Genomic DNA, 25697 nt, shown 5'->3' on the forward strand with positions numbered 1-25697 from the left:
GTCGGGCGTCGGCACGCCGGTCAGCTCCGCGAGCACCGTGGCCAGGGCGGTCACCCCGGCGGCGCAGTCGGCGTCGGTGGCCGACTCGGCGGGGGAGTGCGAGACGCCGGTGGGGTTGCGTACGAAGAGCATCGCCGTCGGCACGTGTGCCGCCAGCACCCCCGCGTCGTGGCCCGCGCCGGTGGGCAGCACCGGGGCGTCCAGCAACTGGGCCAGCCGGTCGGCCAGCCGGGCGTCGAAGGCGACCAGCGGGGTCGCCGACTCCTCGGTCAGCTCGACCTCGGTGCCGTCACGTCGGGCCCGCTCGACGGCCTTGGCCCGGACCGCCTCGACCAGACCGGTCAGCGTCTCCGGCTCGGCGGCGCGGGCGTCCAGCCAGCCGGTGACCCGGGACGGGACGGCGTTGGTGGCGTTCGGCTCGACGGCCACCCGGCCGACCGTGGCGTGGGCGTCACGCAGCCGGGCCTCCTTGTTGGCGGCGAGCACCGTGAACGCGTACGTGAGCATCGGGTCGCGGCGGTCGGCCATCCGGGTCGTACCGGCGTGGTTTCCCTCGCCGGTGAAGTCGAAGCGCCAGCGGCCGTGCGGCCAGATCGCGCTCGCCACCGCGACCGGCGCATCCTGCTCGACCAGGGCGCGACCCTGCTCCACGTGCAGCTCCACGAAGGCGGCGAAGCGGCCCAGCAGCGCCGGGTCGGGGCCCGCCGGCCGGGCACCCAGCGCCTCGGCGAAGCTCACCCCGGCCGCGTCCCGCAGCCCGCCCGCCCGCTCGATGTCGATCTGCCCGGTGAGCAGCCGAGACCCCAGGCAGGGTACGCCGAACCGGGCACCCTCCTCCTCGACGAACGCGGCCACGACCAGCGGCCGAACCGGGGTGACGCCGGCCGCGCGCAGCTCGTCCACGGCCAGCCAGGCGCTGACGATACCGAGCGGCCCGTCGTACGCCCCGCCGTGCGGCACCGAGTCGAAGTGGCTGCCGGTCAACACCGCGTCGCCGCCGTCCGGGTCACCCCACCAGGCGAACAGGTTGCCGTTGCCGTCCTCGCTGACCGGCATGCCCCGCTCGTCGGCCTGCGTGCGGAACCACTCCCGCAGTCGCAGCTCCGGCTCGGTGAGGGCGTACCGCAGGTAACCGCCGCTGCGCGCGTCACGGCCGATCGGCGCGATCTCGTCCCACAGCTCGCGGAACCTGTTAAGAAGGGGCCCTTCCTCTACCGTATGCGTTAACAAGGGGCCCTTCCTTACTCCGCCATCGGGATGCGGACGTCGGTGTGTGGGGTGGGGTAGCCGGCGTCGACGTGCCGGATCACCCCCATCGCCGGGTCGTTGGTGAGCACCCGCTCGATCTTCTGCCCGGCCAGCGCGCTGCCGTCGGCCACGCAGACCTGACCGGCGTGGATGGACCGGCCGATGCCCACCCCACCGCCGTGGTGGATGGACACCCAGGATGCGCCACTGGCGGTGTTGACCAGCGCGTTGAGCAGCGGCCAGTCGGCGATCGCGTCGGAGCCGTCGGCCATCGCCTCGGTCTCCCGGTACGGGCTGGCGACGCTGCCGCAGTCCAGGTGGTCCCGGCCGATCACCACGGGTGCGCTCAGCTCGCCCGAGGCGACCATCTCGTTGAACCGTACGCCCGCTTTGTCGCGCTCACCGTAGCCGAGCCAGCAGATCCGCGCCGGCAGGCCCTGGAAGGCCACCCGTTCGCCGGCCATCCGGATCCACCGGGCGAGCGGCTCGTTCTCCGGGAACAGCTCCAGGATGGCCCGATCGGTGGCGGCGATGTCGGCCGGGTCGCCGGAGAGTGCCGCCCACCGGAACGGTCCCTTGCCCTCGCAGAACAGCGGCCGGATGTACGCCGGCACGAAGCCGGGGAAGTCGAAGGCCCGCTCGTACCCGCCGAGGCGGGCCTCGCCCCGGATGGAGTTGCCGTAGTCGAAGACCTCCGCACCGGCGTCGAGGAAGCCCACCATCGCCTCGACGTGCCGGGCCATCGACTCCCGGGCCCGGTCGGTGAACTCGGCCGGCTTGGCCGTGGCGTAGTCCCCGGCGTCGGCCGGCTCCACCCCCACCGGCAGGTACGACAGCGGGTCGTGGGCGCTGGTCTGGTCGGTGACGACGTCGATCGGTACGCCCCGACGCAGCAACTCGGGAAAGACGGTGGCGGCGTTGCCCACCACGCCGACGCTGAGCGCCCGACGGTCCCGTTTGGCCGCGAGGACCCGCTGCACCGCGTCGTCCAGGTCGTCGGCGACCTCGTCCAGGTAGCGGTCGTGCACCCGGCGCTCCAGCCGGCTGCGGTCCACGTCAACGATCAGGCACACGCCGCCGTTCATGGTCACCGCGAGGGGCTGCGCCCCGCCCATCCCGCCGCAGCCGCCGGTCAACGTCAGCGTCCCGGCCAGCGTGCCGCCGAACCGTTTGGCGGCCACCGCTGCGAAGGTCTCGTAGGTGCCCTGGAGGATGCCCTGGGTGCCGATGTAGATCCACGATCCGGCGGTCATCTGGCCGTACATGGTCAGCCCGAGCTGCTCCAGGCGGCGGAACTCCGGCCAGGTGGCCCAGTCGCCGACCAGGTTCGAGTTGGCCAGCAGCACCCGGGGCGCCCACTCATGGGTACGCATCACCCCGACCGGCCGACCCGACTGCACCAGCATGGTCTCGTCGTCGCGCAGGTCGGTCAGCGTCCGCACCAGGGCGTGGTACGACGGCCAGTCCCGCGCGGCCTTCCCGGTGCCGCCGTAGACGACCAGGTCGTCGGGGCGCTCGGCGACCTGGGGGTCGAGGTTGTTCATCAGCATCCGCAGCGCGGCCTCCTGCGGCCAGCCCTGGGCGCTGCGCTGCGGGCCACGGGCGGCCCGGATGGGGCCGGGGGCTGCGTGATCGGCGTGGGTCATGGTGTGTCTCCTCCTAACCGAGGAACAACTGGCGACGGGCGGCGGAGGCTTCGAATGCCTCCAGCCGCCGCTGGGTCTCGGCCGGGGCGGCGTCGCAGATCGCCTGGAGCAGCACCATGGCCAGGGTCATCGGAGCGGTGTGCAGGTCGAACACGAGTTGGGTGCCGACTGCGGCGGGCAGCACCACATCGGCGAACTCGACTGCTGGACTGACCGGCGAGTCGGTGATCGCGACCACGGTGAGCCCCGCGGCGCGGGCCTCGCGCAGCGCGTCCAGGGTCTCCCGGGGATAGCGGGGCAGCACGAGGGCCAGCAGTGCGCTCGCCCCGGCCTCGGCGGCCTGTTCGAGGCGGTCGGTGAGCAGGCTGCCCCCGTCATCGAGCACCCGCACGTCGGGGTGCACCTTCGCGGCGAAGTACGCGAAGTAGGCGGCCAGTGGCGCGGCGGCGCGCAGACCGAGCACCGGCAGGGGTCGGCTGGCGGCCAGCAGCCGACCGGTGTCGGCCAGCCGTTCCCGGTCGGTGAGCTGCTCGGTCAGCCGGTCCAGGTTGCCGATCTCGGCGCGTACCGCCTGTTGGAGTTCGTTGCCGGCGGTGGCCGGGCCGGGCGCGGCGGCGGTCAGTTCCCGTAGCCGGCGGCGTAGCGCGGGGTAGCCGTCGTGGCCCAGCGCGACGGCGAAGCGGGTGACCGACGGCTGGCTGACGCCGGCCAGTTCGGCGACCTCGGCGGCGGAGAGGTAGCCGACGGCGGGGGCGTGCTGCACCAGGCAGTGCGCGATGCGTCGCTGGGTCGGGGTGAGTCGGACGCCGTCGAACAGGCCGACGACCCGCTCGGTCGGCGCCATGGTATCCCCGTCATTCATCCTGCGAATTTATGCATAAAAACTTTCAGCAGGCAAGTGGTCGATCTCATTGCCAAGGGGTGAGCTGCGGCTTCGTGGCGATGACCCGGAGGGCGGCCACCGGCGGGCAGGGTGACGTGCGGCGGCTCGGTAGGATCCGCACGGCGGTTGAGCAGAGGGAGTTGCCATGCAGCCGGACGGCCCCTACCGGTACACCCATCTGCTGGGTGGATCACCGGTCGGCAAGGCATGGGCGGCCCTCGACCAGCAGGGCCGGTTCGTGACCGTCGCCGTCCTGGACGCCACTGTGGCCGCTGCCCCCGGCTGGCGCGAGGCGTTCGCCGGGATCGTGAACAACCTCGCCCAGACGCCCGGTGGGATCCCCTTCGTCTACGCCGACTTCTCGGCGGCTGCCCCGTGGGTCGCCTACGGCCCGGAGGCCGGCCCGGCGGCGGAGAAGCTGTTCCGGGCGCTCGGTGTCGAGTACCAGGCCGTGCCCACGTCCACCCCACCGGCGGTGTCCCCGCCGCTGCCCGTCTCCGGCCCACCCCAGCCGGTTTCCGGTGCCCCCCAGCCCATCTCCGGCGTTCCGCAGCCGGCGTCCGGCCCGCCGCAATATTCGTCCGGCCCGCCGCAGCCGGTGTCCGCGGCTCCCCAGTCGGCCGGGCCGATACCCGCGCAGCGGGTCTACTCGGATCCGGTCTCGGGCGCGCCGGCCTCACCCGGCTTCGGCCCCGCCGTCGACGACCCGCTGCGGCCCGACCCGTTCAGCTCGCCGGCCCGCCGGATCCAACCGTCGACGTCCCCCAAGCGTCAGGGTGGCCTCTGGATCGCGATCGCGGCACTGCTGCTGGTGGCCGCCATCGGCGGAGGCGCCGGCATCTGGGCCATCTCGGCGGGCGGAAGCGACACCCCGCCGGTGGTCACCGCGCCGACCGCGACCCCACCCCCACCCGGGCTCAAGCCCTGGGCGGAGGCCGCGCCCCGCAGCCCCGTCGAGCACGCCCTCGCCACGGCCGCGCCGGCCATGGTCTTCCTTGAGGCCATCTTCACCGGTTACGTCCGGAACAAGCAGGACAACGGCCTGCTGCACCCCGAGCCCTTCACCTTCAGCCGTCGCTGCACCGGCGTCGTGGTCAACCAGGACGGACACCTGCTCACCAACGGTCAGTGCGTGGCGCCCACGTCGGACATCCTGCTCGAACACGCACTCGGTTCGCTGGCCGACACCCTCGTCGCCGAGGGCAAGCTGAAGGCCGGGGAGGTCGGTGGCTACGTCCGGGGTCGGCAGGCGAGCAGTGTCTTCACCGGCCCCGACGCGGGCACCGAACCGGCAGCCATCCTGCACGGGCAGCTGAACGTGGCCAAGGGCGACCTCAAGGCCGGCCCGGCGATTCCCGGCACCGTCGTGCGGGTGCTCTCCCTCGACGAGGGCAACCTCGCGCTGGTCAAGCTCGACCAGGCGAACCTTCCCGCCGCCGAACTGAACGCCTCCGCCACGATCGCTGCGGGAACGGCGCTGCACGTCCTCGGCTACGCCACCACCGATGCGGAATACCGCTCCGCCACCTACACGGTGAGCACCAAGGCCGTCGAGGTGACCGAAGTGGACATCGAGTCGTCGACCTACCGGGTCAGCGAGGACGTCGGTGCCTACTCCCGTGGCGGGATCGCGATCGACCCGCAGGGCCGGGTGGTCGGGATGCTGGACAACGACCTGTTGGCGCCCAAGCGGCCGAATCGTCTCGTGGTGCCCGTGTCGCGGTTGAGCGGGCTGCTCGGTGCGGCCGGCGTCGAGAACAAGCTCGGTGAGCCGGACGTGCTCTACCGCAGCGCGCTCGACGCGTACTTCAACGGCGACGAGGCGAAGGCGGCCTCGCAGTTCGCGCAGGTCGCGGAGCAGGCGCCGGCCAACGCGCTGGCACTGGCGTACCGCGACACGGCCGTCGCGTTCGGCGGTGGCGAGAAGTCCCCCCGACCGGGCTGGGCGGTGCCCGTGCTCGTCGCCGCCGGCCTCGCGCTCGTGGCGGGGCTCGGCGTGCTGCTCTGGTCCCGGCTGCGCGCGAGCAGGTAGCCCGCGCCCGGTCGGCGCTGACGGGTCGGCCTGCCGTCAGTCCGTCGGTCCGTCGAGAACAGGTGCCAGGGCCTCGTCGAACAACGGGGTCAGCTTGCGGGCATACTCGGCCGTGACGTGGTTACCGTCGCGTCGGACGATGACGCCTCCGACGAAGATCGGGCATCGCTCGGAATCGCAGAACCAGTCCGTGGTGGGAACGTGCCAGGAACCCTTGCCTTCCCAGACCCGCCGGTCGGCCTCGGCGTACGACCGGTATTCGTCGTCGAGACGTGAGACGCAGTCGTCGGGAGTGGAGAGTCGGGTGATGCAGCTCTTCGGGTCCGGCCCGAGAGGCGGCGGCTGGAGGGCGACGATCTTCCCCGCGTCGGCGAGCCAGTGCTCCCGGGCGGCGCGGGCAGCTCGTTCCCATTCCGCCGGCGCCGGGTTGCCGCCGGTGCTGGTGAACCGCTGACGGTAGGCGTTGCTCACGATCACCAGGTTCGGCCGGTAGTCCTCGATGAGGCGCCGTACCACCTGCTGGTGGCCGGGACAGGCCCGGGTGATGGCATTGATGGGAGAGGTCGTGCCCGAGGCGAGGAACGGGCAGCCGGCATAGGTCAGATCCTGGACCGCCCAGCCCATCGGCTCCAGTACGCCGCGCACCAGTGGCAGCCAGGCGGTGGCGATGGAATCCCCGACGACGAAGGCCAACCGGGTCGGGCGTGGTGTCCCGACGACGCACTCGTTGCCGCCCGGGACCGCCGGCCGGCATCCCTGTCCTTGCCCCGGGGTGAAACCCCGGCTGCCCAGTTCGCCGGGAGGTGGAGTCAACACCGGCCAGTCCCTGGCCGCCAACGCCGTACCGATCTGCGCTGCCAGTTCCCTCTGCGAGGTGACCGCCGTCGCCTCCGGCGGCACCTGCGACACCGGACGTAGCACCGGCACGGTCACCGCCACCACCGCGACGGCCAGCGCCGCCGCAGCGGCGAACCGGCGAACCGAGGCCGCCCTGGTGGGCTGGGGAGTCCCCGGCGGTCTGCGCTCCAACCAGGACGACCGGCGGACCGGATTCTCCACCAGGTGGTAGGAGAGCACCGAGAGCAGCGCCGTACCGGCGATGGTGAGCACCGCGATGGCGGCTCCACCGGCGGGCAGCGCGGCGCCGAGCAGAATGAGTAGCGGGAAGTGCCACAGATAGAGCGAGTACGAGATGTCGCCGACGTACTGGACGGCCCGGTTGGTCAGCGGGAACATCAGGCGCTGCCCGCCGACGCCACCGGCGATGACCAGGGCCGTCGAGATCACCGCCAGGAACGCACCCGGAACCGGGAAGGGTGACTGCGCGGTGATGGCGAGCACCGAGACGACCAGGCCGGTCAGGCCCAGCCACTGGTACGCCGGACGGGCCGGGGCCGGTATCCGGGCCAACAGCGGTGCGGCCACCGCGAGCAGGGCCCCGATGCCCAGTTCCCAGGCCCGGGAGAAGGTCGAGAAGTACGCGACCGTCGGGCGTTGCCCGACCTCCCAGAGCGCGAACAGGATCGAGGCCACCACGATCGCACCGAGGAACAGACCCACCGCCCATCGGGCGCCGCTGCCGTAGCGGCCTCGGCGGGCGGCCAGGCCCAGCACAGCCACCAGCAGCACCGGCCAGAACAGGTAGAACTGCTCCTCGACGGCGAGCGACCAGTAGTGCCGCAGGGGTGAGACCGGTCCGTCGGTCTGCCAGTAGTCCGTGCCGGTGGCTGCGAAACGCCAGTTGGCCGCGAAGAGTCCGGCCCACAGCGTGTCCCAGGCCGTCGACCGCACCCGCTCGCCGAGGAACAGCAACGACGACGCGAGGTACGTGCTCAGCAGCACCAGCATCGCCAGCGGCAGGATGCGCCGGGCCCGTCGACGGTAGAAGTCCGCGAAGGAGATTCGTCCTTTTCGGTCGTGCTCGTCGAGCAGCAGACCGGTGATCAGGAAGCCGGAGATGACGAAGAAGACGTCGACGCCGACGAACCCGCCCGCCGGCCAACCGAAGACGTGTTCGAGGATGACCACCACGACCGCGAAGGCCCGTAGTCCCTGGATGTCCGGGCGGAAGCCCGACCCTGATGCCGGCGGTCGCCGAGCGGCGGCACGATCAACCGGCGTCGTGAGGGTGCCTGACGACATCGGTCCTTCCTCACACCAGCGGATGTGCGGCCCACTCGAACCGGGGCCGAGCCGACGGTTCCGAAGCTGTTGCCCGATCAGTCTCGCGCATCGGTCGTGACCTGACCCAGGGGCGGTCGGCCGGTCAACCGGCGGAACCTGGCCAGGGCACCCGGACGATGGCCGGCGGTCGCCGACGCGTCGACCGTGACGCGACCGGTCGATCCTAGCGTGGACACGGTCAGCACCAGCAACGCGAAGATCCAGGTCAGTCCGTCGGCCGAGAGCGGATTCCAGACCACCTCGGTGAACGAGTAGATCATGAACAACGCCACCGGCGCCTTGGCGGAGAACGCCCGGCCGTCGACGACCGGCGCCCGCAGCAGCGTGGCCAGCAGCAGGCCCCACAGGGTCAACGCGACGAACCCACCGGAGAAGATGGCCAGGACGTAGCCCGAGTGGAAGAAATGGTGCGGTGCCTCGCCGATGTCCCGCAGCAGATACCACTTCGAGACGCCCACGCCGGTACCCTCCGAACCGGCGATGTACTCCCTGGCGTGGATCCAGATGTTGCCCCGGTTGCTCAGGGTGTTCTTGGACGCGCTCCAGGTCAGATAGGTGGCCGTTGCGACCGCGCCGATGACCAGCGACACACAGAGGACGAAGTTGATCCGTTGGTACGGTCGCCGCCACTCCAGCAGCATGGCGCCGAACACCCAGCAGGCCACCGCAGCCAGCGCCAGGTAGCTGGTCCGGGAACCGGTTGCGACGATGACCAGCAGGCAGAACGCCACCACCGCCCACCGTTGCATCCCACGCAGCGCGCAGACGGCGGCCACCAGGGTGAACGAGGTGATCAGGGCGATGTAGTTCTCGGAGTCGTAGAAGCTCTTGAACAGCCCACCCGCCAGCGAGCACTTCTCCAGTTGCCCGCCGGTGCAGGCCCGCCAGGCCTGCCCGTAGACGGCGGTCGGGATCGTCAGCAGCGACAGCACGGCCAGCCCGGTGTAGGCCATCGCGCCGAGGCTCACCGGTGCACCGGCCCCCAGCAACCACACCGCGAGCAACAGCAGACCCGCGGCGGCGTACGCCGGCATCCTCGATCCGTACACCCCGTCACCGGTGAGCAGGTCGACGGCGACGCACCAGACGAGCATCGCACCGGCCAGCCCCAGGCAGATCCGCCGCCAGATGTCCGGCGGACCGGCCAGTCGTCCACGCCGTGCGAGGAACAACCAGGCGACCAGGGCGAACACCAGCAGGCCGATGAGCGCCGAGGAGTGGTCACCGGCGAGCACGGGCGCGGCGTTGGTGAGTACGGCGAATCCGATGAACGCGATCGCGGTGGCCCCGCCGCCGAAGGCGGCGGCCACCGCCCGGCGGTGGTGGATCAGCCACCCGGCTACCGCGATACCACCCGCGCTCAGCAGGACCCCGAAGAGTGTGGTCACCTCAGACCCTTTCCATGAAACGTGGCTGTGCGGATGCCCCGGCCCGGTCGCGGCGCACGGCGGCGGCGAGGCATCCCCAGAGCAGTACGGCGAGCAGCGCGTCGCAGACCAGGCTGGAGGCGATGGCGCCCTGCCAGCCGTAAGCCGGGATGAGCCACAGGTTGAGCAGGATGTTGAGCACCCCGACGCCGATCTGGCAGACCGTCCGACGGCCCTGCATCCGGGCCCCGGAGAGCGCGTCGGCTGCGAGATAGTGCAGCGATTTGAGCACCAGCAACGCGCTGAGCCCTTGCAGCGCCGGAATGGCCGCCTCGAAGTCGGCCCCGAACACCAGCGGCATCATCCAGGCGAAGCCGACCAGCAGCAGGCTCACCGGCACGCTGAACGCCAGGAAGCGCGGCAGCAGGCCACGGGCCATCCGCAGCGCCTCCCGTGGACCGCCGCGCCCCGCCTCGAAGAACCGGGGATAGGCGATCGCGCTCATCGACCGCGCCGGCGTGTAGGCGAGGTCGACCACCCGGTACGCCGCCGCGTAGATGGCGGCGCTCTCCGGGGTGCCCAGACGCGACAGCATGACCTTGTCGACGTCGTTGTAGATCGACTGGGCCGCGAGTCCGACGGCGAAGAGCATCCCGGTACGTGCCTGCCGCAGAGCACCACCGAGGCTGACCGTGCCCCGGCCGCCACCACGCAGGCCACCCACGATCACGGGCAGGCACACGAGGACGGACAGCAGCGCCGACGTCACCGCCCAGTCGTGCAGGGTGATCGGCTCCGCCGCGGTGGCCAGCACGACGGCGCCGGCCAACCGACAGATGTGCAACAGGGCGGGGATCAACGCGGCGAGCAGGATCCGGCCACGGACCTGGATCGACGCCGCCACGGCCTCGATGAGCCGCCAGGCGACCAGGTCGGCGAAGGCGAGACAGAGCAGGTCGACCAGACCGACGTCGGCGCCCCAGATGGCGACACCGGCAGCGGCCACCAGGACGGTGGCGGCGCAGCCGAAGACCGTGGAGAGGAACAGGCCGCGAACGAGGTGCTTGAGCCAGTCGCCCGGTGCGTCCGCGTAGTTCTGCATGATCAGGCTCGGTGCGCCGGCCGACGCGAAGGGCGAGACCACCGCGACGAGCGCGGTGACACCGACGAACAGGCCGTAGGTGCTGATCGGCATCTCCCGCGCCAACAGCACGAACAGGGCCCCCTGGGCGAGGGTACGCAGCAGGGTGCCGGTGAAGAACTTGCCGGACTTGCGCAGGAAACCGTCCCCCCGCCCGACGCCGGACGGCGACCGATGACGCGGTGCTGGTGGCTGCCGGTCGCGCTCGTCGGCCACCGGCCGCTCGGCGTCGCCGGGAACTGCCGTCACGTCAACGCCTCCACCCACCGGGCGCTCACCGCGGTCGGGTCGAGTTCGGTGCAGCGGGCGTGCCACGCCTTCTCGAAGTCCACGACGCCGGGGCGTTCCTGGCCGGTCAGCCGCACGATCGCGTCGGCGAGCGCCGCCGCCGAGGTGTCCGCCGCCAGCGTGCCCGGCACGAACGTCGGGATCATCTCGTCCAGGGCGGGTACCGGTAGCGCGGCGACCGGCAGCCCGGCTTCGGCGGCCTCGACGAGGCTGAAGCCGAAGGTCTCGGCGCGGGACGGATGCACCAGCACGTCCGACTCCGCCAGGAGCCCGGCCACCCCGGGCACCCGGCCCAGGAAGGTGACCCGATCCGCGAGCCCGAGCCGGCGGCTCCGCTCGTGCAGGAGGTCACGTTCCTCCCCGTCGCCGGCCAGCGTCAGGTGATGATTCGCGGGCAGCAACGCCAGTGCTTCCAGCGCGCACGAGTGGTTCTTGTAGGGGCGGAAGGCCGCCGTGGTGAGCAGCCTGATCCGCTGCCGGTCGGCCACCGCACGCGGGGCGACGAAGGCGCCGGCCGGCATCGGGTTCGTGATCGTCACCACCGGCTGCCCGGGGGCGAGCTGCCGGACGGTGCGTGCAACGCCCTCGGAGACGGCGACGACGAGGCTCGGTCGCAATCCTCGGACCCGGGCCAGCCGGGCGAGCGTGCGGACCCGGCGGTCGATGCGCAGCCGCTCCGGCAGCAGCGAATGTTCCCAGGCGACGTAGCCGCGACCGGAGCCGGCCAGGGCGGTACCGACCGGCACGCTGCCCCACAGCCCACTCGCCACGATCCGGACATCCGCCGGCAGGCCCTGGAGCCGGCGTCGCAGCGGCGGCACCGCCTCCATCAGGCGGGTGATCCGGGTGCTCAGCCCGAGCGTGTCGATCGCCAGGTCGCCCAGGGTCGGCGGGACCGCCCCGGACAGCACCGTCGCCGAGACCTCGACGCCCTGGGCGTGCAGACCCCGGATGAGCAGCGCCGCAGCGAGTTCCATGCCGTACAGCGGCGCCAGTTGGGGGAGTACGAAGTGCAGACGCATCAACGCGTCCCACCCGTCGGGAGTGCACCGTTGTCGCCGGTGCTCCGTGAGCCGCGCATCGCCACCCGCTCAAGCGCCGATCGGGGCACGAGCCCGAGCGCCGCGAGGACGGCGTTGCGGGCCGACGGGGCACGGTTGCGGCGGATGGCGCGCACCATCTCGCGTACGCCCGCACGGTCGCGTGCCTGGACCGCGTACCGCAGGGTCTGGGCGGCGATGAAGTCGGAGAAGGTCTCCGGTGCCCACACCCCCTCCCAACGCTGTGCCCAGTCCCAGGAGGTACGCCAGTCGGCGCCGGCCGAGATCGATCCCGGGCTACCGACGGTGTAGACGGCGGTCGCCTCCTCGATCTGCACGATCTTCGCTTGCGGGATCCGCGCCGCCCGGACGAGCCAGTCCCAGTCCTGGTGCCGTGGCAGCGACTCGTCCCACGGGCACCGCTGAGCGAGTTCGGCGGTGGTCAGCAGCGTCGAGGTGGGCAACGACTGGCGGCCGACGCCGAGGTGCCGTCGCCGGAACAGGTAGTCCTCCGGCAGCGCCCCGTCGGCGATCAGCGTGGTCGGTACGGCGGTCGGCAGCGGCGCGCCTCCCGCCTTGCGTTGCAGCGTCCGGGAGGACACCACCGGCAGCCAGCCCTGGCCGGCGAGCCGTTCCAGGACGGGCACCTGGGCGGCGAGCTTGCCGGGCAGCCAGGCGTCGTCGTCGTCGAGGAAGGCGATGTGGCTGCCGGGGGCGGCATGTTTCACCCCCAGATTCCGGGCGTACGAACCCCGCCGGCCACCGCCGGTGCAGACCAGCTCGTCGATCTGGCCGCGCAGCTTCGCGACGCTGGCCGGTACCTCGGCCAGGTCGCACACGACCACCACGTGCACGGATACGCCCTGCTGGTCGCGGGCGGTGGCGACCGCCTCCGCGAGGCTGGGCCTGCCCGTCGTCGGGATGACTACCGAAACATCCGGCATCGGCTACTCCAAGCAGTTCGGCTGAGCGTCCCCGGTGCCGAGCCGGCGGTGCGGGGAAACGTCGGTGAGGGGCGTCGCCGGGCGGAAGAGGATCACCCGTCCGGCCCGGTGGCGGCACGGACTTCGCGCAGGTCGCTCAGCGACCACCGCCGCGGAACACCTCGGCCACCGTCCGCAGGAGCACCTTGGCGTCCAACCACAGTGACCAGTTCTCGATGTAGTAGTTGTCGAAGCGGGCCCGGTCGGAGATCGGGGTGTCCCCACGCAGGCCACTGACCTGGGCCAGCCCGGTGAGCCCGACCGGTACCCGGTGGCGCATGGCATAGCTCGGGTACTCGGCGGAGAACTTCTCGACGAAGTACGGCCGCTCGGGGCGAGGCCCGACGACGCTCATGTCACCCCGGAGGATGTTCCACAGTTGGGGCAGTTCGTCCAGGGACGTACGCCGCAGGAAACGACCGATGGGTGACACCCGCCGGTCGTGCGCGATCGACCAGTTGGTCTGGGACTCGTGCTCGTCGACCGGCCGCATGGTGCGGAACTTGATGATGTCGAAGGGCTTGCCGTGTCGGCCGATGCGTTCCTGGCGGAAGAAGATCCCCCGGCCCCCGTCGAGGAACGCCAGTGCTGCGCAGAGCAACAGGATCGGGCTGAGCAGCAGCAGCGCCGACCCGGCGAAGATCACGTCGGAGGCGCGCTTGAGCGCCCAGTGCGGCCCCGACAGGGTCGTGTCGCCCACCTTGACGATCGGGATGGCGCCGATGTGGTCACCGTGCGACCGGGATCCCCAGAGCCTGGGCGCTGCCCACAGGTCGCAGTTGGCCACCCTCGGCTGCCGGAGAATCTCCATCAGCACCGGTTCGGGGCACTCCGGGTCGGCGATGATCAGCACATCGCACTCGGCCAGCCGGACCAGGTGTTCGAGTTGGTCGAGCGTGCCGATCAGCGGCGTCGCGGACGGGGTCGTCGGCGAGGGGCTGTCGACGTGCCCCACGAACCGCAGGCCGTATCGGGGATAGCGGCGCAGGAGCCGGGCGAGTTCCACGGCGGTCGGACCGCTGCCGATGATGATGGCGTTGTGTTCCACCCATCGCTGCCGGCGGGCCAGGGTGGCGATCTCCCGGGTGAGCAGGCGACCGGCGAGCACCAAGACGGCGGCGATGGCCATGCCGCGGATGAATTCGACGAGGTGCTCCGGGGAGCCGTGACGCAGCGCGGCGATGATGACGACGAGCGCCGAGGAGGCCAGCAGTCGGCCGCAGAGACTCGGGATCTCGTCCAGGATGCTCACGTGACGGCGGGCCTGATAGAGCCCTCCGGCGGCGAAGATGGCCACCGTCAGGACGGTCATGGTGAGAGTGCCGCGCCAGTGCTGCTGACTGACCAGCAGCGGCGACAACAGTGCGGCGACGTCGACCGGCGCCGTCAGCATCCAGGCGCGCAGCCCGCGCGTGCGGGTCGAGGTACGGGAACCGGGGTACGGCAGTACCGCGGTCACGTCCAGGCTCGGGCGTACGTCGTCGTCGCCCGCCGGTGTCGAACCCGTCGGGTCGGCGGTGCTCGGGGGTGGAGATTCAGCGTCGTTGTCGGACTCCGCCGACGCGGATCGATGCGCCGGAGGCGAAGGCCCGTCCTCGTCGGGCACCGGCGTGGCCGGGTAACCCATGACAGGTTGCCTCGACATGTGCAGTTCCTCCCCCGTGGAGTGACATCCGTTGACGCGCGAGAAGCCACCGGAGCGAACGCAGGATACGGCGGCGGCGGTGACAGCCGCCACCACCGCCGGGACAATTCATGCCCTACTTCCCTGCGCTGAGGATCTCCTTGACCGCGTCCCGGCGAAGGGCGTCGTAGAAGCTCGCCGCCTTTTCCGAGTCGTCGAAGACGACACTCTCACTGCCGACCCGCCCGGTTCCCTTGGTCGGGTTGGTCATGAAGGTCAGGTCGTTGCCGCGCAGGCTTCGTAGCTCCATCGCCATGTCGACAAGGGACGTATCCTTGTCCACCGACACGGCACTCGACGTGGCGCGGACGAATGAATTGAGTTTGGCGGGATTCGTCAGAATTCCGCCGGATGCGGCTTTGTCCAGAATCGCCTTGATGACCTGCTGCTGATGTTTGATCCGGGTGAAGTCGCCGTCGGCGAACTGCTTGCGTTGCCGGGAGAAGTCCAACGCGGTGGCCCCGTCCATCCGTTGCCTGCCCTGCTCGAAGGTGCGGAACGGTGGGTGGATCGAGGTGAACGTCTTCGCCGAGTTGATCTCGATGCCACCGAGGGCGTCGATGATCTCGGTGAACCCGGCGAAGTCCACCATCAGCACATGGTCGATCCGGACCTTGGTGTACTGCTCCACGGTCTGCACCATCAGCGGCAGGCCACCCCAGGCGTACGCTGCGTTGATCTTCGCGTCGCGACCTCCGCGCCCGTCCTTCGTGCGGGGGATCGGAACCCAGGTGTCCCGGGGGATCGAGACGAGTTGCGCGCCGGAGCGGTCCTTCGGCACGTGCGCCAGGATGATGGTGTCCGCGCGCGAGCCGCCGGTGCTCTCCGGATCCCGCGAGTCGCTACCGAGGATCAGCATGTTCAAGGCGCCCTTGACGACCACCTCGGGTCGGGTCTCCTCGGGTATGCCCACGAACGCGTCAAGCCGCTCGATGTCCGACTCGACCGACTTGAGGTAGAAGCCGGCGGCCACCACCCCACCCACACCGAGCAACGCCAACACCATCACGCTGATCAGCGTGATCCGCAGCCACCGCCGACGCGGTCTTTTCGCCGGTGCGTCCACTGTCGTTCCGGGCCCGTCGGTGTCCCCCGCCGGCAGCGTCTGACCCGGGACGGCGGTCCCGGCCTGCTCTCCACTCGACATGGCGCGATGCTACTGAACCCCAGGTGTGCGAGGTGCCCCGGCAGGCCGAATCGATCGGGCCGTTCGGCCATCGTGTTACACCCATGTTTCGATCAGTCTGGTACAACCCACCAGTGGACGCCGTCAAGTTGCGTCGGGCCATCGCCCGCACCCGCCTCGCCCCCGTAGCCGCTTTCCCCAAGCGGCTGGTCACGGTGGCTCGCCACGACGTCAAGGTGCTGCGCACCTCGGCCCGTTGGCTGTTCGCCTCCCGAGAGCACCACAACTACACGTACGAGCTGACCAAGCTGAGCCGCAGCCACCTCGCCTGGTTCGTCAGCGTGGTCTGTGATCTGCCGGTCGCGCAGGTCCGCACGTATCTGGACGAGATCGAATCGGACGACGCGCTGCGCCGGCACATCGCCGCAGCCACCGCCGGCGCCGCCCGCCGTGGCCTGGCCGACAAGCAGGTCCGGTACGCGCGGCGGATCGGGTGGTACGCGATCGTGCGTGCCCGTCGACCGGAGCACATCGTGGAGACCGGTGTGGACAAGGGGCTGGGTAGTTGCGTACTCGCGGCCGCCCTGTTGCGCAACACCGCCGAGGGCCACCCCGGCCGGGTCAGCTCCATCGACATCAACCCCGAGGCTGGTTACCTTGCCCGGATGGCTCCCTGGTCCGAGGTGATCGACCTGGTCATCGGTGACTCGGTCGAGTCGATCAGCGCGCTGGACCGGCCGGTCGACCTGTTCCTGCACGACAGCGACCACAGCCGCGCGTACGAGAAGCGCGAGTTCGACGCCGTCGAGCCGAAGCTGGCGCCCGGCGCGATGCTGCTCACCGATAACGTCACCCACACCAACGTGCTGGCCCGGCACGCCGAGCGCACCGGCCGCAGGTTCCTCGCCTACCGGGAGACCCCGGCGAACCACTGGTACCCCGGGGACGGTATCGGCGTGGCATGGTGACCGGGTGCGGCTCAGTGAGATCAACACGTATCCGATCAAGGGTTGTCGCGGTCTGACCCACGACGAGACCGAGGTGCGGCCGTGGGGGCTCGACGGCGACCGGCGGTGGATGCTGGTCGACGCCGACGGGGTCGGGATCACCCAGCGGGACATCACCGCGCTGGTCCGGGTGCACGCCCGCCCCGACCCCGGTGGCCTACTGCTGAGCGCCGTCGGTCAACCGGACCTGCTGGTCCCGGAGCCGGCCGGCGTGGCCCCGGTGCAGGTGCGCACGTTCCGCCGCCGGGTGCTGCGGGTCGACGCGCTGCCTGCCGGTCCGGCCGCCGACGCCTGGCTCGGCCAGGTGCTCGACCGGCCGGTCCGCCTGGTCTGGCTCGCCGAGCCGGCCCGGCACATCGAGCCGGGCCGTAAGAAGCACGACCCGGGCGATCAGGTCAGCTTCGCCGACGCGTACCCGGTGCTGCTGACCAGCACCGCCTCGCTGGCCGCACTCGGCGACTGGCTTGCCGACGTCGGCGCGGAGCCGGTCCCGATGAGCCGGTTCCGGCCCAACCTGGTGGTCGACGGAGCGCCGGCCTGGGCGGAGGACGGCTGGGAGGGACGCGAACTGCGGATTGGCGGCCTCGCGTTTCGCGCCGCCGGCCCGTCAGCCCGCTGCCTGGTCACCACCATCGACCAGCAGACCGGCGTACGCGGCCGGGAGCCGCTGCGCACCCTCGCGCGGCACCGCAACATCGACCGTCAACTGCTGTTCGGGCTGAACCTCGTGCCCCTGGGTTCCGGCCGGCTCAGCGTCGGCGATCCGGTGGCCCCGGTCGGTTGACCTCGTCTTAGCTTTCGCTTAGTTAGCTTGTCCGGTTCGGCCGTCGTCCGGCAGCATCGGTGCGCGTGACCGACGGAACCGACGGCCCCGCCGCACGGACAACAGCCCAGCGTCGCCGCACGGGTCGCTGGCTGGCCGGCGGGGCCGTGGTCGCCCTCGCCACGGTCCTCGGGCTCACTCTGGCGCTGCGTTCGGGCGCCGCACCCGCCTGCGCCGCGCCGATCCGACCGCAGACCGCCGCGCTGCTCGCACCACCGGCCGCCAGCACCGTCCACAAGGGCAAGGCGACCTTCTACGACTCGACGGGTATGGGCGGCAACTGCTCCTACCCCGCCGCTCCCGAGGACCGGCTCTACGTCGCACTCGGCCCCGACGAGTACGCCGCCGGCGCGGCCTGCGGCGGCTACCTCGACGTGACCGGCCCGAAGGGCAAGGTGCGGGTCCTCATCTCAGACCAGTGCCCGGAGTGCGGCCCCGGACACCTCGACCTGTCCCGGGAGGCGTTCGCCCGGATCGCCGACCCGGTACGGGGCGTCGTCGACGTCAGCTATCGCCTGGTGGTCGATCCGCCGCTGGCCGGCCCGCTAACCTTCCGGATCAAGGAGGGCGCGTCGCAGTGGTGGTTCGCGGTCCTGGTCGCCCGGCACGGCAATCCGCTGCGGGCCGTCGAGGTCCGTCAGGGCAGCTCGGGCGGCTGGCGGGCGGCCGGCCGGGAGAGCTACAACTACTGGCTGATCGACTCCGGGGCCGGCCCCGGTCCGTACCAGATCCGGGTCACCGACACCCGTGGCCATCGGGTCACCGCCACCGGCATCCGGATGGCGCCCGGCCAGGTCCAGCGCAGCACGGTCCGGATGTACGGCGGCACCTCGGGCGGGTCGACCACCGCGCCCACTCCGACCGCCTCGCCGACCGTGCCTGCCTCGCCCACCGCTCGCCCGAAGCCGTCCACCAGCGCGTCGGCCCGCCCGAGTCCGTCCCCGTCGGCCCTGGTGCCGGTGGACGCGCCAGGCGCCACGGTGCCCACCACGCCCCCGGCGACCGGGGAGGCGGCCGTGTTCGCCGCAGCGCCCCCGGGTTGCGGCTGACCGCTCAGCGGAGCGGTGGGTGGCGGAGGTGGTCGGCCACGGCGGACGCTCGTTTGCCGGGACCGCGGGTTCAGTCGGGCGCGGCCTGCTCGGACGGCTCCTCGGTCTGGCCCAGCGACATCAGGATCTCGCGTCGGTCGTTGCCGACGGGTCCTCGGTCAGGCCCAGCCACATCAGGATCTCGTCCCGGTCGTCGCCGGGGGCGACCCGGATGGCGCCGGGCCACCGGCCCACCTCCCGGTATCCGAGCCGCCGGTAGAACCGGTCCAGGCCCAGCCCGTCGCGCACGGTCACGTGCAGCGCGGCGAGCCCAAGGTCCCGTCCGACCTGTTCGGCCGTACGCATCAGCGCCTCGCCGACGCCGCGTCCCTGGGTGTCCGGATGGACCATCACCCGGGTGATCACCCGCAGGTGCGGCTTCAGGTGGAACCGTGGATCGGTGAAGATCGCCATGGCGACGAGCCGGTCGTCGTCGTAACCGAGCAGCAGCCGGTCGAAACCGTCGGCGATGCCGGCCAGCGTCGGGTCGGCGATCGTACGCACCTCGTCGGCGGTGACCGGTGCCACGAAGCCGACCGCGCCGCCCGCGTTGGTGACGTCCACCCAGAGCGTGACGATGCGGGCACACAGCTCAGGGGTCAGTTCGGGATCGAGTACGAAGCGCAGACTCACGGTCCACATCCTTGCCGGGCCGTACGCCCGACGCCCGTGATCGTGATGCGCCCGACAGAGGAGGTGTGGTGGTGCGGGAGGGGGGATTCGAACCCCCACGTCCTTTCGGACAATAGGACCTAAACCTACCGCGGCTGCCGTTACGCCACTCCCGCCGGCACTGGAGAGTCTAGGGCGTCGCCCCGGTCTGCTGTCGAGGCCTCCGACTGCTAGATCGACACCGTTTCGGCGAAGTGGTGGTGTGCGGGTCGGCCCGATACCGCCACTGCGCCGCAACGAAGTCGATCACGCTGCTCAGTCCAGGCCGAGGTCGCGGCGCAGCTTGGCGACGTGGCCGGTGGCCTTGACGTTGTAGAGCGCCCGCTCGATCTTGCCGTCCTCGTCGATCACGAATGTCGAGCGGATCACACCGGTGACCGTCCGGCCGTAGGACTGCTTCTCGCCGTACGCCCCGTAGGCGGTCAGCACCGCCTTGTCGGCGTCGGCGACCAGCGGGAAGGTGATCGCGTCGCGCTCGCGGAACTTGGCCAGCTTCTCCGGCTTGTCCGGCGAGATGCCGATCACCTCGTAGCCGGCAGCCTGGAGCGAGGCGAGCGAGTCACGGAAGTCGCAGGCCTGCTTGGTGCAGCCGGGCGTCATCGCCGCCGGGTAGGCGTACAGGATGACTTTGCGGCCGCGCAGTTCGGCCAGGGTGACCTGATCGCCGGTGTCGGTGGGGAGGGTGAACTCGGGCGCCGGGTCACCGGGGGAGAGGCGAGCGGGTGCGGTCATGGCCCGACCATACCGCTGAGCCGACCCCGCCTCGCCGGGCGCCGGGCCGACGTGACAAAACCATGCTGTTGCCAGCTATTGGCAACAGCATGGTGGGAGAAATACGCTCACTCTGCCGGCGAGCGCGGGCCCGCCGTCACGTGGGAGGTCACGTGGAAAGTCTGGCCATGCACATCTCGAACGGGATCATCAACGGTCCCGTCGCCGCGATCTTCGCGGTGATCGCCCTGGCCGCGCTGGCGTACTGCGTCCGACGTGGCCGGCAGGACCTGGACGACCGGCTGGCCCCGATGGCCGGCCTGGTCGCCGCCTTCATCTTCGCCGTGCAGATGCTCAACTTCCCGATCTTCACCGCCGGGGTCAGCGGCCACCTGCTCGGTGGTGCGCTCGCCGCCATGTTGGTCGGTCCCTGGGTCGGCGCGCTGTGTATCGCGGTGGTGCTGGTGGTGCAGGCGCTCGTCTTCGGCGACGGCGGAGTCGCCATGCTCGGGCTCAGCATCACCAACATGGCCGTGATCGCCGTGGCGGTGGCGTACCTGCTGATCGCCCTGCTGCTGCGGGTGCTGCCGCGTACCTCCGCCGGGCTGGCCGTCACCGCCTTCGTCGCCGCGCTGGTCAGCGTGGTGGTCGCGGCCATGGGCTTCGTGTTGCAGTACTGGCTCGGCGGCACCGCCGACCTCGGCGGCAACCTGGCCGGGCTGGCCGGGACGATGGCCGTGTCCCACCTGTTCATCGGCATCGGCGAGGGCCTGATCACCGCCACCACGGTGGTCACCGTGGCGAAGGTCCGACCCGACCTGGTGTACGCGCTGCGCGCCCTCAAACCGGCCACGCCGACGACCGTCCCCACCGTCGGAGGTGTCCGGTGAAGCGTCTCCGGGGTTTCCTCGTCGGCGGGCTGCTCGTCGCTCTGCTGCTGGCCGGCGTGGTCAGCAGCTTCGCCTCACCACACCCCGACGGGTTGGACTCGTCGCTGCGGGAAGGCTGCACCTTCGACGCCGAGGGTGAGATCACCGGCGGCAGTTGCCCGGCGCAGCAGGAGAAGGAACACGAGATCGGTGGACCGTTGGCCGACTACGGCATCACCGGCATCGACAACGACTTCCTCTCCACGGGCCTGTCCGGCGTGCTGGGCGTACTGCTGACCTTCGCGGTGGCCGGGGGTGCGTTCTGGCTGGTCCGTCGGCGCGGCACCGGGGCGGGCCCGGAGCCGGTCGGGGCGCGTGACGCGGACCAGTCGGGCACACCCGCGCCGAGCCAGGGGTAGCGCCGGTGGGTGCCGGGCACGCCCACGTGCTCTATCGGGAGTCCACCTCACCGGTGCACCGGCTGCCCCCGGAAGTGAAGATCGCGGCGATGGTGGCGTTCACCGTCGCCGTGGTCGCCACCCCACGCGCGGCGTTCTGGGCCTTCGGCGCGTACGCCCTGCTGGTCGCGGTGGTGGCGGCACTGGCACGGGTGAGTCCCCGATGGTTGCTCATCCGCTCGACGATCGAGTTGCCGTTCGTGCTCTTCGCGTTCGCGTTGCCGTTCATCGGCGCGGGCGAGCGGGTCGACGTGCTCGGCCTGGGCCTGTCCGCCGAGGGCCTCTACGGCGCGTGGAACATTCTCGCCAAGGGCACCCTCGGGGTCTGGGCCTCGCTGCTGCTGGCCGCGACGACCACCACTCGCGACCTGATCGTCGGGCTGGACCGGCTGCGCTGCCCGCAGATCATCACCCAGATCGCCACCTTCATGCTGCGCTACCTCGACGTGCTGGTCGGCGAGGCCCGCCGGATGCGGATCGCCCGGATCTCCCGGGGCGACGACCCGCGCTTCCTGTGGCAGCTGCGCGGTTTCGCCGTCGGCGTCGGCGCGCTGTTCCTGCGCGCCTTCGAGCGGGGGGAGCGGGTCTACCTGGCGATGGTGTCGCGCGGTTACACCGGCCGGATGCCGGCGGTGTGGCAGGGCGCCGGTGCGGCCACCCCCGGCCAGTGGCTGCTCGCGGCGACGGTGCCGCTGCTGGCAGGCACGGTCGCTGCCACCGCCGCCGTGCTGACATGATTCAGGGCGTGCCACCGACCGTGCCCAGTCTCGACGTCCGTGGCGTCCGGTACGCCTACCCGGACGGGCACGTCGCCCTGCACGGGGTGGACCTGACGGTGGCCCGGGGCGGGCGGGTCGCCCTGCTCGGCCCCAACGGCGCCGGCAAGACCACCCTGGTGCTGCACCTCAACGGCATCCTGAGCGCCACCGAGGGCAGCATCACCGTCGGTGGCCTGACCGTGAACACCGACCGGGCGCGGCTGGCCGAGATCCGGCGGCGGGTGGGCATCGTCTTCCAGGACCCCGACGACCAGCTCTTCCTGCCCACCGTTGCCGAGGACGTGGCGTTCGGTCCGGCCAACCTGGGGCTGCGCGGGGCGGAACTCGCTGCCCGGGTGGACGAGGCGTTGGCCGCGGTGGGCATGTCCGAGCATCGTGACCGGTCCCCGCACCACCTGTCCTTCGGCCAGCGGCGACGGGTGGCGGTGGCCACCGTGCTGGCCATGCGCCCGGAGATCCTGGTACTCGACGAGCCGTCGTCGAACCTCGATCCGGCGGCCCGCCGGGAACTCGCCACCATCCTGCGCACCCTGCCGGTGACCCTGTTGATGGTCACGCACGACCTGCCGTACGCGTTCGAACTCTGCGACCGATCGGTGATCCTCGACGGCGGCCGGATCGTGGCCGACGGACCAACCGCCGAACTGCTCGGCGACACCGAACTGCTCGCCCGGCACCGCCTCGAACTGCCGTACCCGTTCAGTCCCGTCCGGAAGTAGCCGCCTCGGCGGGTGCGGGAGCAGCGGCCGCTCGGCCGGCGGCGTGCAGCCGCAGCACGGCGGCGGCGAGCGCCCCCGCCCCGGCCGCGACGGTCACGGCCACCAGCACCCGGGCGAGCATCGGTGGCCACGACACCGGTACCACGGCCCGGGCGAGCAGGGCCGCGTTGGTCACCCCGGCGAACAGCGCCAGGCAGGCACCGGCCAACGCCACCAGGAAATCGGCGCCGGGCCGACGACGTAGCGCCCACCGGGCGGCGGCCATCGCGCCGAGCCCGGCCAACAGCGTCCACACCGGCCCGGTCAGCAACCCGACCAGCACCGCACCGACCCCGGTCGCCCCGGCATCCAACACCCGGCCGACCGCGAGCAGCACGGCCGCTGCCCCGCCGGTGATCAGCAGCACGCCGAGACCGGCCAGCGCCCGCCGGCCCGGGGCCGAGGCCGCCGGGAGCAGGCCGAGCGCACCCACCGCGAGCGCGCCGAGGACGCCCGCCACCCACCAGGGGTACGCGTCCGGCGGCGGCACCCAGTCCAGGGTGCCGCGGATCTCCGCCGGCCCGTCCGCGTCGCGCAGCGGCACCACCCAGTCGCGTACCCGGTGCTCCCGGTCCGGTGCGGCGCGAACCTGGGCGGGTGGCCCGGCCTCGCGCCACAGTGCCCGCTGGTCGTGCCAGCGGGCGGTCGAACCGGACTCGACGCGCCGCCACTGCGGTGCCGCAGCCGGATCCGCCTCCGGCGGCAGGACGGTGTCCCCGACGATGGTGCGGTTCAGGTACGTAGCCGGGGAGCGGGTGTTCTCGTACACCCCGTCCGGTCCGACCCGCAGGTACGGCTCACCCGAGTAACCGATCACCTCCACCGGCTCATCGCCGGTGTTGGTCAGCTCCAGCCGGGCACCCGCCTCGATCACCCGTACCGAAAGGTGCGGGCGGTCCGGGGCCACGGCGCCGATCTCGACCCGGTAGTCGGTCCCGTTCGGCGCGTCGGCGCCGTGTGCCACCGCCGGAGCGGCGGTGGCGATCAGCGTGGTGACCATGCCGGCCAGCAGCAGCCCGGCCCGGGTCAGCAGGGCGCTCACCGGCCGGCCGCCTCCACCGCAGCGGTGATGTTCTCCGGCGTCCACTCCCGCACCTGCTCATCGTTGACCAGGACGGTCGGGGTGCCGGTGACGTTGGCGCGGGTCGCCTCCTCGCTGACGTGCGCGGTCCACGGCTTGTACTTGCCGTCCCGTACGCAACTGCCGAAGCTGTCGCGGTTCAACCCGACCTCGACCCCGATGTCGATCAACTCGTCGTTGCTCAGCTGCGCACCGTTCTCCGGCGGCTGCTTGGCGAACAGCGCCTTGCTGAACTCGGTGAACTTGCCACCCTCGGCGGCACAGCCGGACGCGGCCGACGATCGGGTCGAGTACTCGGTGCTGGAGAAGCGGTTCAGGTAGGCCACCGGGTGATACACCACCCGGGCCTTGCCGTCACTGACCAGTTGCTCAATGGTCGCGCCACTGGTCTGCTCGAACTGCTTGCAGGCCGGGCAGAGGTAGTCCTCGTACACGTCGATGGTCACCGGCCCGCTGCCGACCACGATGCCGGTACCGTCCTCGGTCGCGCCCGGCGGCGCGGTGAACTCCCCGGAACTCTGGCTGGACCAGACGCTCCAGCCGATCAGACCGGCGACGACCAGCACCGCCACCGCACCGATCGAGACCCACAGCGTCCGCTTGCGCCGCCGCTCCCGGGCCAACTGCTCCCGGACCACGCGGGCCGCGTCCTTGCGCCCCTTGCGACTACTCATCCTTGTCCTCCACCGGTTCGCCCGTCAGCGCGCCGTCCACCGAGACGGCCGTGCGGGGCCAGATCAGCAGGAACCCGGCCAACGCCAGGAAGCCCAGATCCCGAAGGATCTCCGGGAGATAACTCGGTTTCTGCCCGGCAGGTAGCGCGCCACCGGTGCCGAAGCAGCCACAGTCGATCGCCAGCCCACGCGACCAGGCCGAGATGATGCCCGCGATGAAGACCACCAGCAGCGCCGCGGAGACCCCGGCGACCAGTCGGGTGGCCAGCCCGAGCAGCAGCAGTACGCCGAGGGCCAGCTCGACGAAGGGCAGCACCGCCCCGACCACCACCGACACGTCGTACGGCAGCACCTGGTAGGCGTGCACCGCCCGACCGGAGGCGGCCAGGTCGCCGACCTTCGTGGCGCCCGCGTACAGCCAGACGGCGGCCAGCCCAAGGCGGACGGCCAGCCCGAGCCAGGGCAGCAGCTTTCTGTTCACCCGGCCAGCGCCTCGTCGACGGCGTTCACCAGTTCGCTGCGCGCTCGGGCGACCCGGGATCGGATCGTGCCCACCGGCACCCCCTCCACGGCGGCGGCCTCCGCGTACGACAGGCCCAACAGTTGGGTGAGCACGAACGCTCCGCGCCGCTCGGTGGGCAGCCGGCGGACCAGGTCGGCCGCGCCGAACTGCCCGGCCGGGTCGGGGTGCGGCACCTGCGTGTACGCGTCGGCGGTGAGCCGCTGGGCCAGTCGGCGTCGCCGAACCACCGTGCGCAGGTGGTCGGCGCAGGTCCGCCGGGCGATGCCGAGCAGCCAGGTACGGGCGGTCGAACGCCCCTCGAAGGTCGGCAGGGCGCGAAGCGCCCGAAGATACGTCTCCTGGGTCAGATCGTCTGCGCTGTCCGGATCGACCAGGGCCGCCGCGAATCGCCACACCTCGGCCTGGGTGGCCCGGACGAAGTCCGCCTGGGCGGCCGGGTCACCATCCCGTGCCGCCAACGCGGCGGCGGTGGCGATGTCGGCCGTCGCCGAGCACTCTTGGGCGCGGCGGTCGGCCGCGTCGGAGTCGGCGATGTCGCGCGGGGCGGGGATCACGACAACCCAGGTTACGCGGCAGTGCGCTGAGCAGCAGGGTCCTTCGGCCCTTCCAATGCAGTGCACCACGCCGGGAAC

At 71.5% G+C, this 25697-nt stretch carries 23 protein-coding genes, 1 tRNA gene and 1 pseudogene; 8 read left to right on the plus strand and 17 right to left on the minus strand.

Annotated features, from left to right (window positions below; genetic code table 11):
• Nucleotides 1-18: 18 nt before the first annotated feature.
• The 3 genes and pseudogenes from AB0M35_RS02950 to AB0M35_RS02960 all read right to left on the minus strand — a co-directional run.
• Nucleotides 19-1230, minus strand: a pseudogene (locus tag AB0M35_RS02950) (allantoate amidohydrolase); the annotation flags it as partial.
• An 11-nt stretch (nucleotides 1231-1241) separates the two neighbouring features.
• Nucleotides 1242-2894 (minus strand): urocanate hydratase, encoded by a 1653-nt coding sequence (gene hutU / locus AB0M35_RS02955; protein WP_363740732.1) that lies wholly within the window; start codon nucleotides 2892-2894, stop codon nucleotides 1242-1244.
• 13 nt (nucleotides 2895-2907) lie between these two features.
• On the minus strand, nucleotides 2908-3756 hold the full coding sequence (locus AB0M35_RS02960) for a MurR/RpiR family transcriptional regulator (protein ID WP_363740734.1): 849 nt from the start codon (nucleotides 3754-3756) through the stop codon (nucleotides 2908-2910).
• A 166-nt stretch (nucleotides 3757-3922) separates the two neighbouring features.
• Here AB0M35_RS02960 and AB0M35_RS02965 point away from each other — a divergent pair, with 166 nt between their 5' ends.
• Complete coding sequence (locus AB0M35_RS02965) at nucleotides 3923-5809, plus strand: trypsin-like peptidase domain-containing protein (protein WP_363740736.1); 1887 nt, start codon at nucleotides 3923-3925, stop codon at nucleotides 5807-5809.
• 36 nt (nucleotides 5810-5845) lie between these two features.
• Here the strand turns inward: AB0M35_RS02965 and AB0M35_RS02970 are convergent, their stop codons facing one another.
• The 7 genes from AB0M35_RS02970 to AB0M35_RS03000 form a co-directional block, all read right to left on the minus strand.
• On the minus strand, nucleotides 5846-7951 hold the full coding sequence (locus AB0M35_RS02970) for an acyltransferase family protein (protein WP_363740738.1): 2106 nt from the start codon (nucleotides 7949-7951) through the stop codon (nucleotides 5846-5848).
• Nucleotides 7952-8028: 77 nt separating this feature from the next.
• Nucleotides 8029-9381 (minus strand): O-antigen ligase family protein, encoded by a 1353-nt coding sequence (locus tag AB0M35_RS02975; RefSeq protein WP_363740740.1) that lies wholly within the window; start codon nucleotides 9379-9381, stop codon nucleotides 8029-8031.
• Nucleotide 9382: 1 nt separating this feature from the next.
• The gene (locus AB0M35_RS02980; protein ID WP_363740742.1) at nucleotides 9383-10750 is read right to left on the minus strand and encodes an oligosaccharide flippase family protein; all 1368 of its coding nucleotides are present in this window, start codon (nucleotides 10748-10750) and stop codon (nucleotides 9383-9385) included.
• Nucleotides 10747-11811 carry a glycosyltransferase gene (locus AB0M35_RS02985; RefSeq protein ID WP_363740744.1) on the minus strand — a complete coding sequence of 355 codons (1065 nt, stop codon included), beginning with the start codon at nucleotides 11809-11811 and terminating at the stop codon, nucleotides 10747-10749. Before AB0M35_RS02985 ends, AB0M35_RS02980 begins: the two co-directional genes overlap by 4 nt.
• Nucleotides 11811-12773: a glycosyltransferase gene (locus AB0M35_RS02990; RefSeq protein WP_363740746.1), complete on the minus strand. Its 963-nt coding sequence runs from the start codon at nucleotides 12771-12773 to the stop codon at nucleotides 11811-11813. The genes AB0M35_RS02985 and AB0M35_RS02990 overlap by 1 nt, the downstream gene beginning before the upstream one ends.
• A 136-nt stretch (nucleotides 12774-12909) precedes the next feature.
• The gene (locus AB0M35_RS02995) at nucleotides 12910-14457 is read right to left on the minus strand and encodes a sugar transferase (protein WP_363740748.1); all 1548 of its coding nucleotides are present in this window, start codon (nucleotides 14455-14457) and stop codon (nucleotides 12910-12912) included.
• 115 nt (nucleotides 14458-14572) lie between these two features.
• Nucleotides 14573-15643, minus strand: a complete 1071-nt coding sequence (locus tag AB0M35_RS03000; protein WP_363740751.1) for an LCP family protein — start codon at nucleotides 15641-15643, stop codon at nucleotides 14573-14575.
• 113 nt (nucleotides 15644-15756) lie between these two features.
• Between AB0M35_RS03000 and AB0M35_RS03005 the strand changes: the two genes are divergently transcribed.
• The 3 genes from AB0M35_RS03005 (at nucleotide 15757) to AB0M35_RS03015 (ending at nucleotide 18501) form a co-directional block, all read left to right on the plus strand.
• Nucleotides 15757-16590 carry a class I SAM-dependent methyltransferase gene (locus tag AB0M35_RS03005; protein ID WP_363740754.1) on the plus strand — a complete coding sequence of 278 codons (834 nt, stop codon included), beginning with the start codon at nucleotides 15757-15759 and terminating at the stop codon, nucleotides 16588-16590.
• Nucleotides 16591-16594: 4 nt separating this feature from the next.
• Nucleotides 16595-17413, plus strand: coding sequence for an MOSC N-terminal beta barrel domain-containing protein (locus AB0M35_RS03010; RefSeq protein ID WP_363740757.1), 819 nt, complete (start codon nucleotides 16595-16597; stop codon nucleotides 17411-17413).
• Between the two features lie 65 nt (nucleotides 17414-17478).
• The gene (locus tag AB0M35_RS03015; protein ID WP_363740760.1) at nucleotides 17479-18501 is read left to right on the plus strand and encodes an expansin EXLX1 family cellulose-binding protein; all 1023 of its coding nucleotides are present in this window, start codon (nucleotides 17479-17481) and stop codon (nucleotides 18499-18501) included.
• A gap of 120 nt (nucleotides 18502-18621) precedes the next feature.
• Here AB0M35_RS03015 and AB0M35_RS03020 read toward each other — a convergent pair whose 3' ends face one another.
• The 3 genes from AB0M35_RS03020 to bcp all read right to left on the minus strand — a co-directional run bounded on the left by AB0M35_RS03020 (nucleotide 18622) and on the right by bcp (nucleotide 19944).
• A complete protein-coding gene (locus tag AB0M35_RS03020) occupies nucleotides 18622-19173 on the minus strand; it encodes a GNAT family N-acetyltransferase (RefSeq protein WP_363740763.1) in 552 nt (183 codons plus the stop codon).
• A 69-nt stretch (nucleotides 19174-19242) separates the two neighbouring features.
• A tRNA-Leu gene (locus tag AB0M35_RS03025) sits at nucleotides 19243-19328 on the minus strand.
• 139 nt (nucleotides 19329-19467) lie between these two features.
• Nucleotides 19468-19944: a thioredoxin-dependent thiol peroxidase gene (gene bcp, locus AB0M35_RS03030; protein WP_363740766.1), complete on the minus strand. Its 477-nt coding sequence runs from the start codon at nucleotides 19942-19944 to the stop codon at nucleotides 19468-19470.
• A 152-nt stretch (nucleotides 19945-20096) separates the two neighbouring features.
• Here bcp and AB0M35_RS03035 point away from each other — a divergent pair, with 152 nt between their 5' ends.
• From AB0M35_RS03035 to AB0M35_RS03050, 4 genes are read left to right on the plus strand one after another with little or no spacing between them, the layout of a single operon-like run.
• Complete coding sequence (locus tag AB0M35_RS03035; RefSeq protein ID WP_363740768.1) at nucleotides 20097-20813, plus strand: energy-coupling factor ABC transporter permease; 717 nt, start codon at nucleotides 20097-20099, stop codon at nucleotides 20811-20813.
• Nucleotides 20810-21211, plus strand: coding sequence for a PDGLE domain-containing protein (locus AB0M35_RS03040; protein WP_363740771.1), 402 nt, complete (start codon nucleotides 20810-20812; stop codon nucleotides 21209-21211). The genes AB0M35_RS03035 and AB0M35_RS03040 overlap by 4 nt, the downstream gene beginning before the upstream one ends.
• A 5-nt stretch (nucleotides 21212-21216) precedes the next feature.
• Nucleotides 21217-21987, plus strand: a complete 771-nt coding sequence (gene cbiQ / locus AB0M35_RS03045) for a cobalt ECF transporter T component CbiQ (RefSeq protein ID WP_363740773.1) — start codon at nucleotides 21217-21219, stop codon at nucleotides 21985-21987.
• Entirely contained in the window at nucleotides 21984-22748 is a 765-nt protein-coding gene (locus tag AB0M35_RS03050) for an ABC transporter ATP-binding protein (protein WP_363740775.1), read from the plus strand. The genes cbiQ and AB0M35_RS03050 overlap by 4 nt, the downstream gene beginning before the upstream one ends.
• On the opposite strand, the gene AB0M35_RS03055 is transcribed toward AB0M35_RS03050, so the two are convergent.
• The 4 genes from AB0M35_RS03055 to AB0M35_RS03070 are packed head-to-tail and all read right to left on the minus strand — an operon-like array spanning nucleotide 22729 to nucleotide 25541.
• Nucleotides 22729-23829, minus strand: coding sequence for a hypothetical protein (locus tag AB0M35_RS03055; protein ID WP_363740778.1), 1101 nt, complete (start codon nucleotides 23827-23829; stop codon nucleotides 22729-22731). The two genes, AB0M35_RS03050 and AB0M35_RS03055, sit on opposite strands and share 20 nt — an antisense overlap.
• Nucleotides 23826-24542: a thioredoxin domain-containing protein gene (locus AB0M35_RS03060; RefSeq protein ID WP_363740781.1), complete on the minus strand. Its 717-nt coding sequence runs from the start codon at nucleotides 24540-24542 to the stop codon at nucleotides 23826-23828. Before AB0M35_RS03060 ends, AB0M35_RS03055 begins: the two co-directional genes overlap by 4 nt.
• On the minus strand, nucleotides 24535-25023 hold the full coding sequence (locus AB0M35_RS03065; protein WP_363740784.1) for a MauE/DoxX family redox-associated membrane protein: 489 nt from the start codon (nucleotides 25021-25023) through the stop codon (nucleotides 24535-24537). Before AB0M35_RS03065 ends, AB0M35_RS03060 begins: the two co-directional genes overlap by 8 nt.
• Nucleotides 25020-25541 (minus strand): sigma-70 family RNA polymerase sigma factor, encoded by a 522-nt coding sequence (locus AB0M35_RS03070; RefSeq protein ID WP_363741872.1) that lies wholly within the window; start codon nucleotides 25539-25541, stop codon nucleotides 25020-25022. The genes AB0M35_RS03065 and AB0M35_RS03070 overlap by 4 nt, the downstream gene beginning before the upstream one ends.
• Between the last annotated feature and the right edge of the window lie 156 nt (nucleotides 25542-25697).

Source organism: Micromonospora sp. NPDC051196 (genome assembly GCF_040682415.1).
Classification (GTDB): domain Bacteria; phylum Actinomycetota; class Actinomycetes; order Mycobacteriales; family Micromonosporaceae; genus Micromonospora.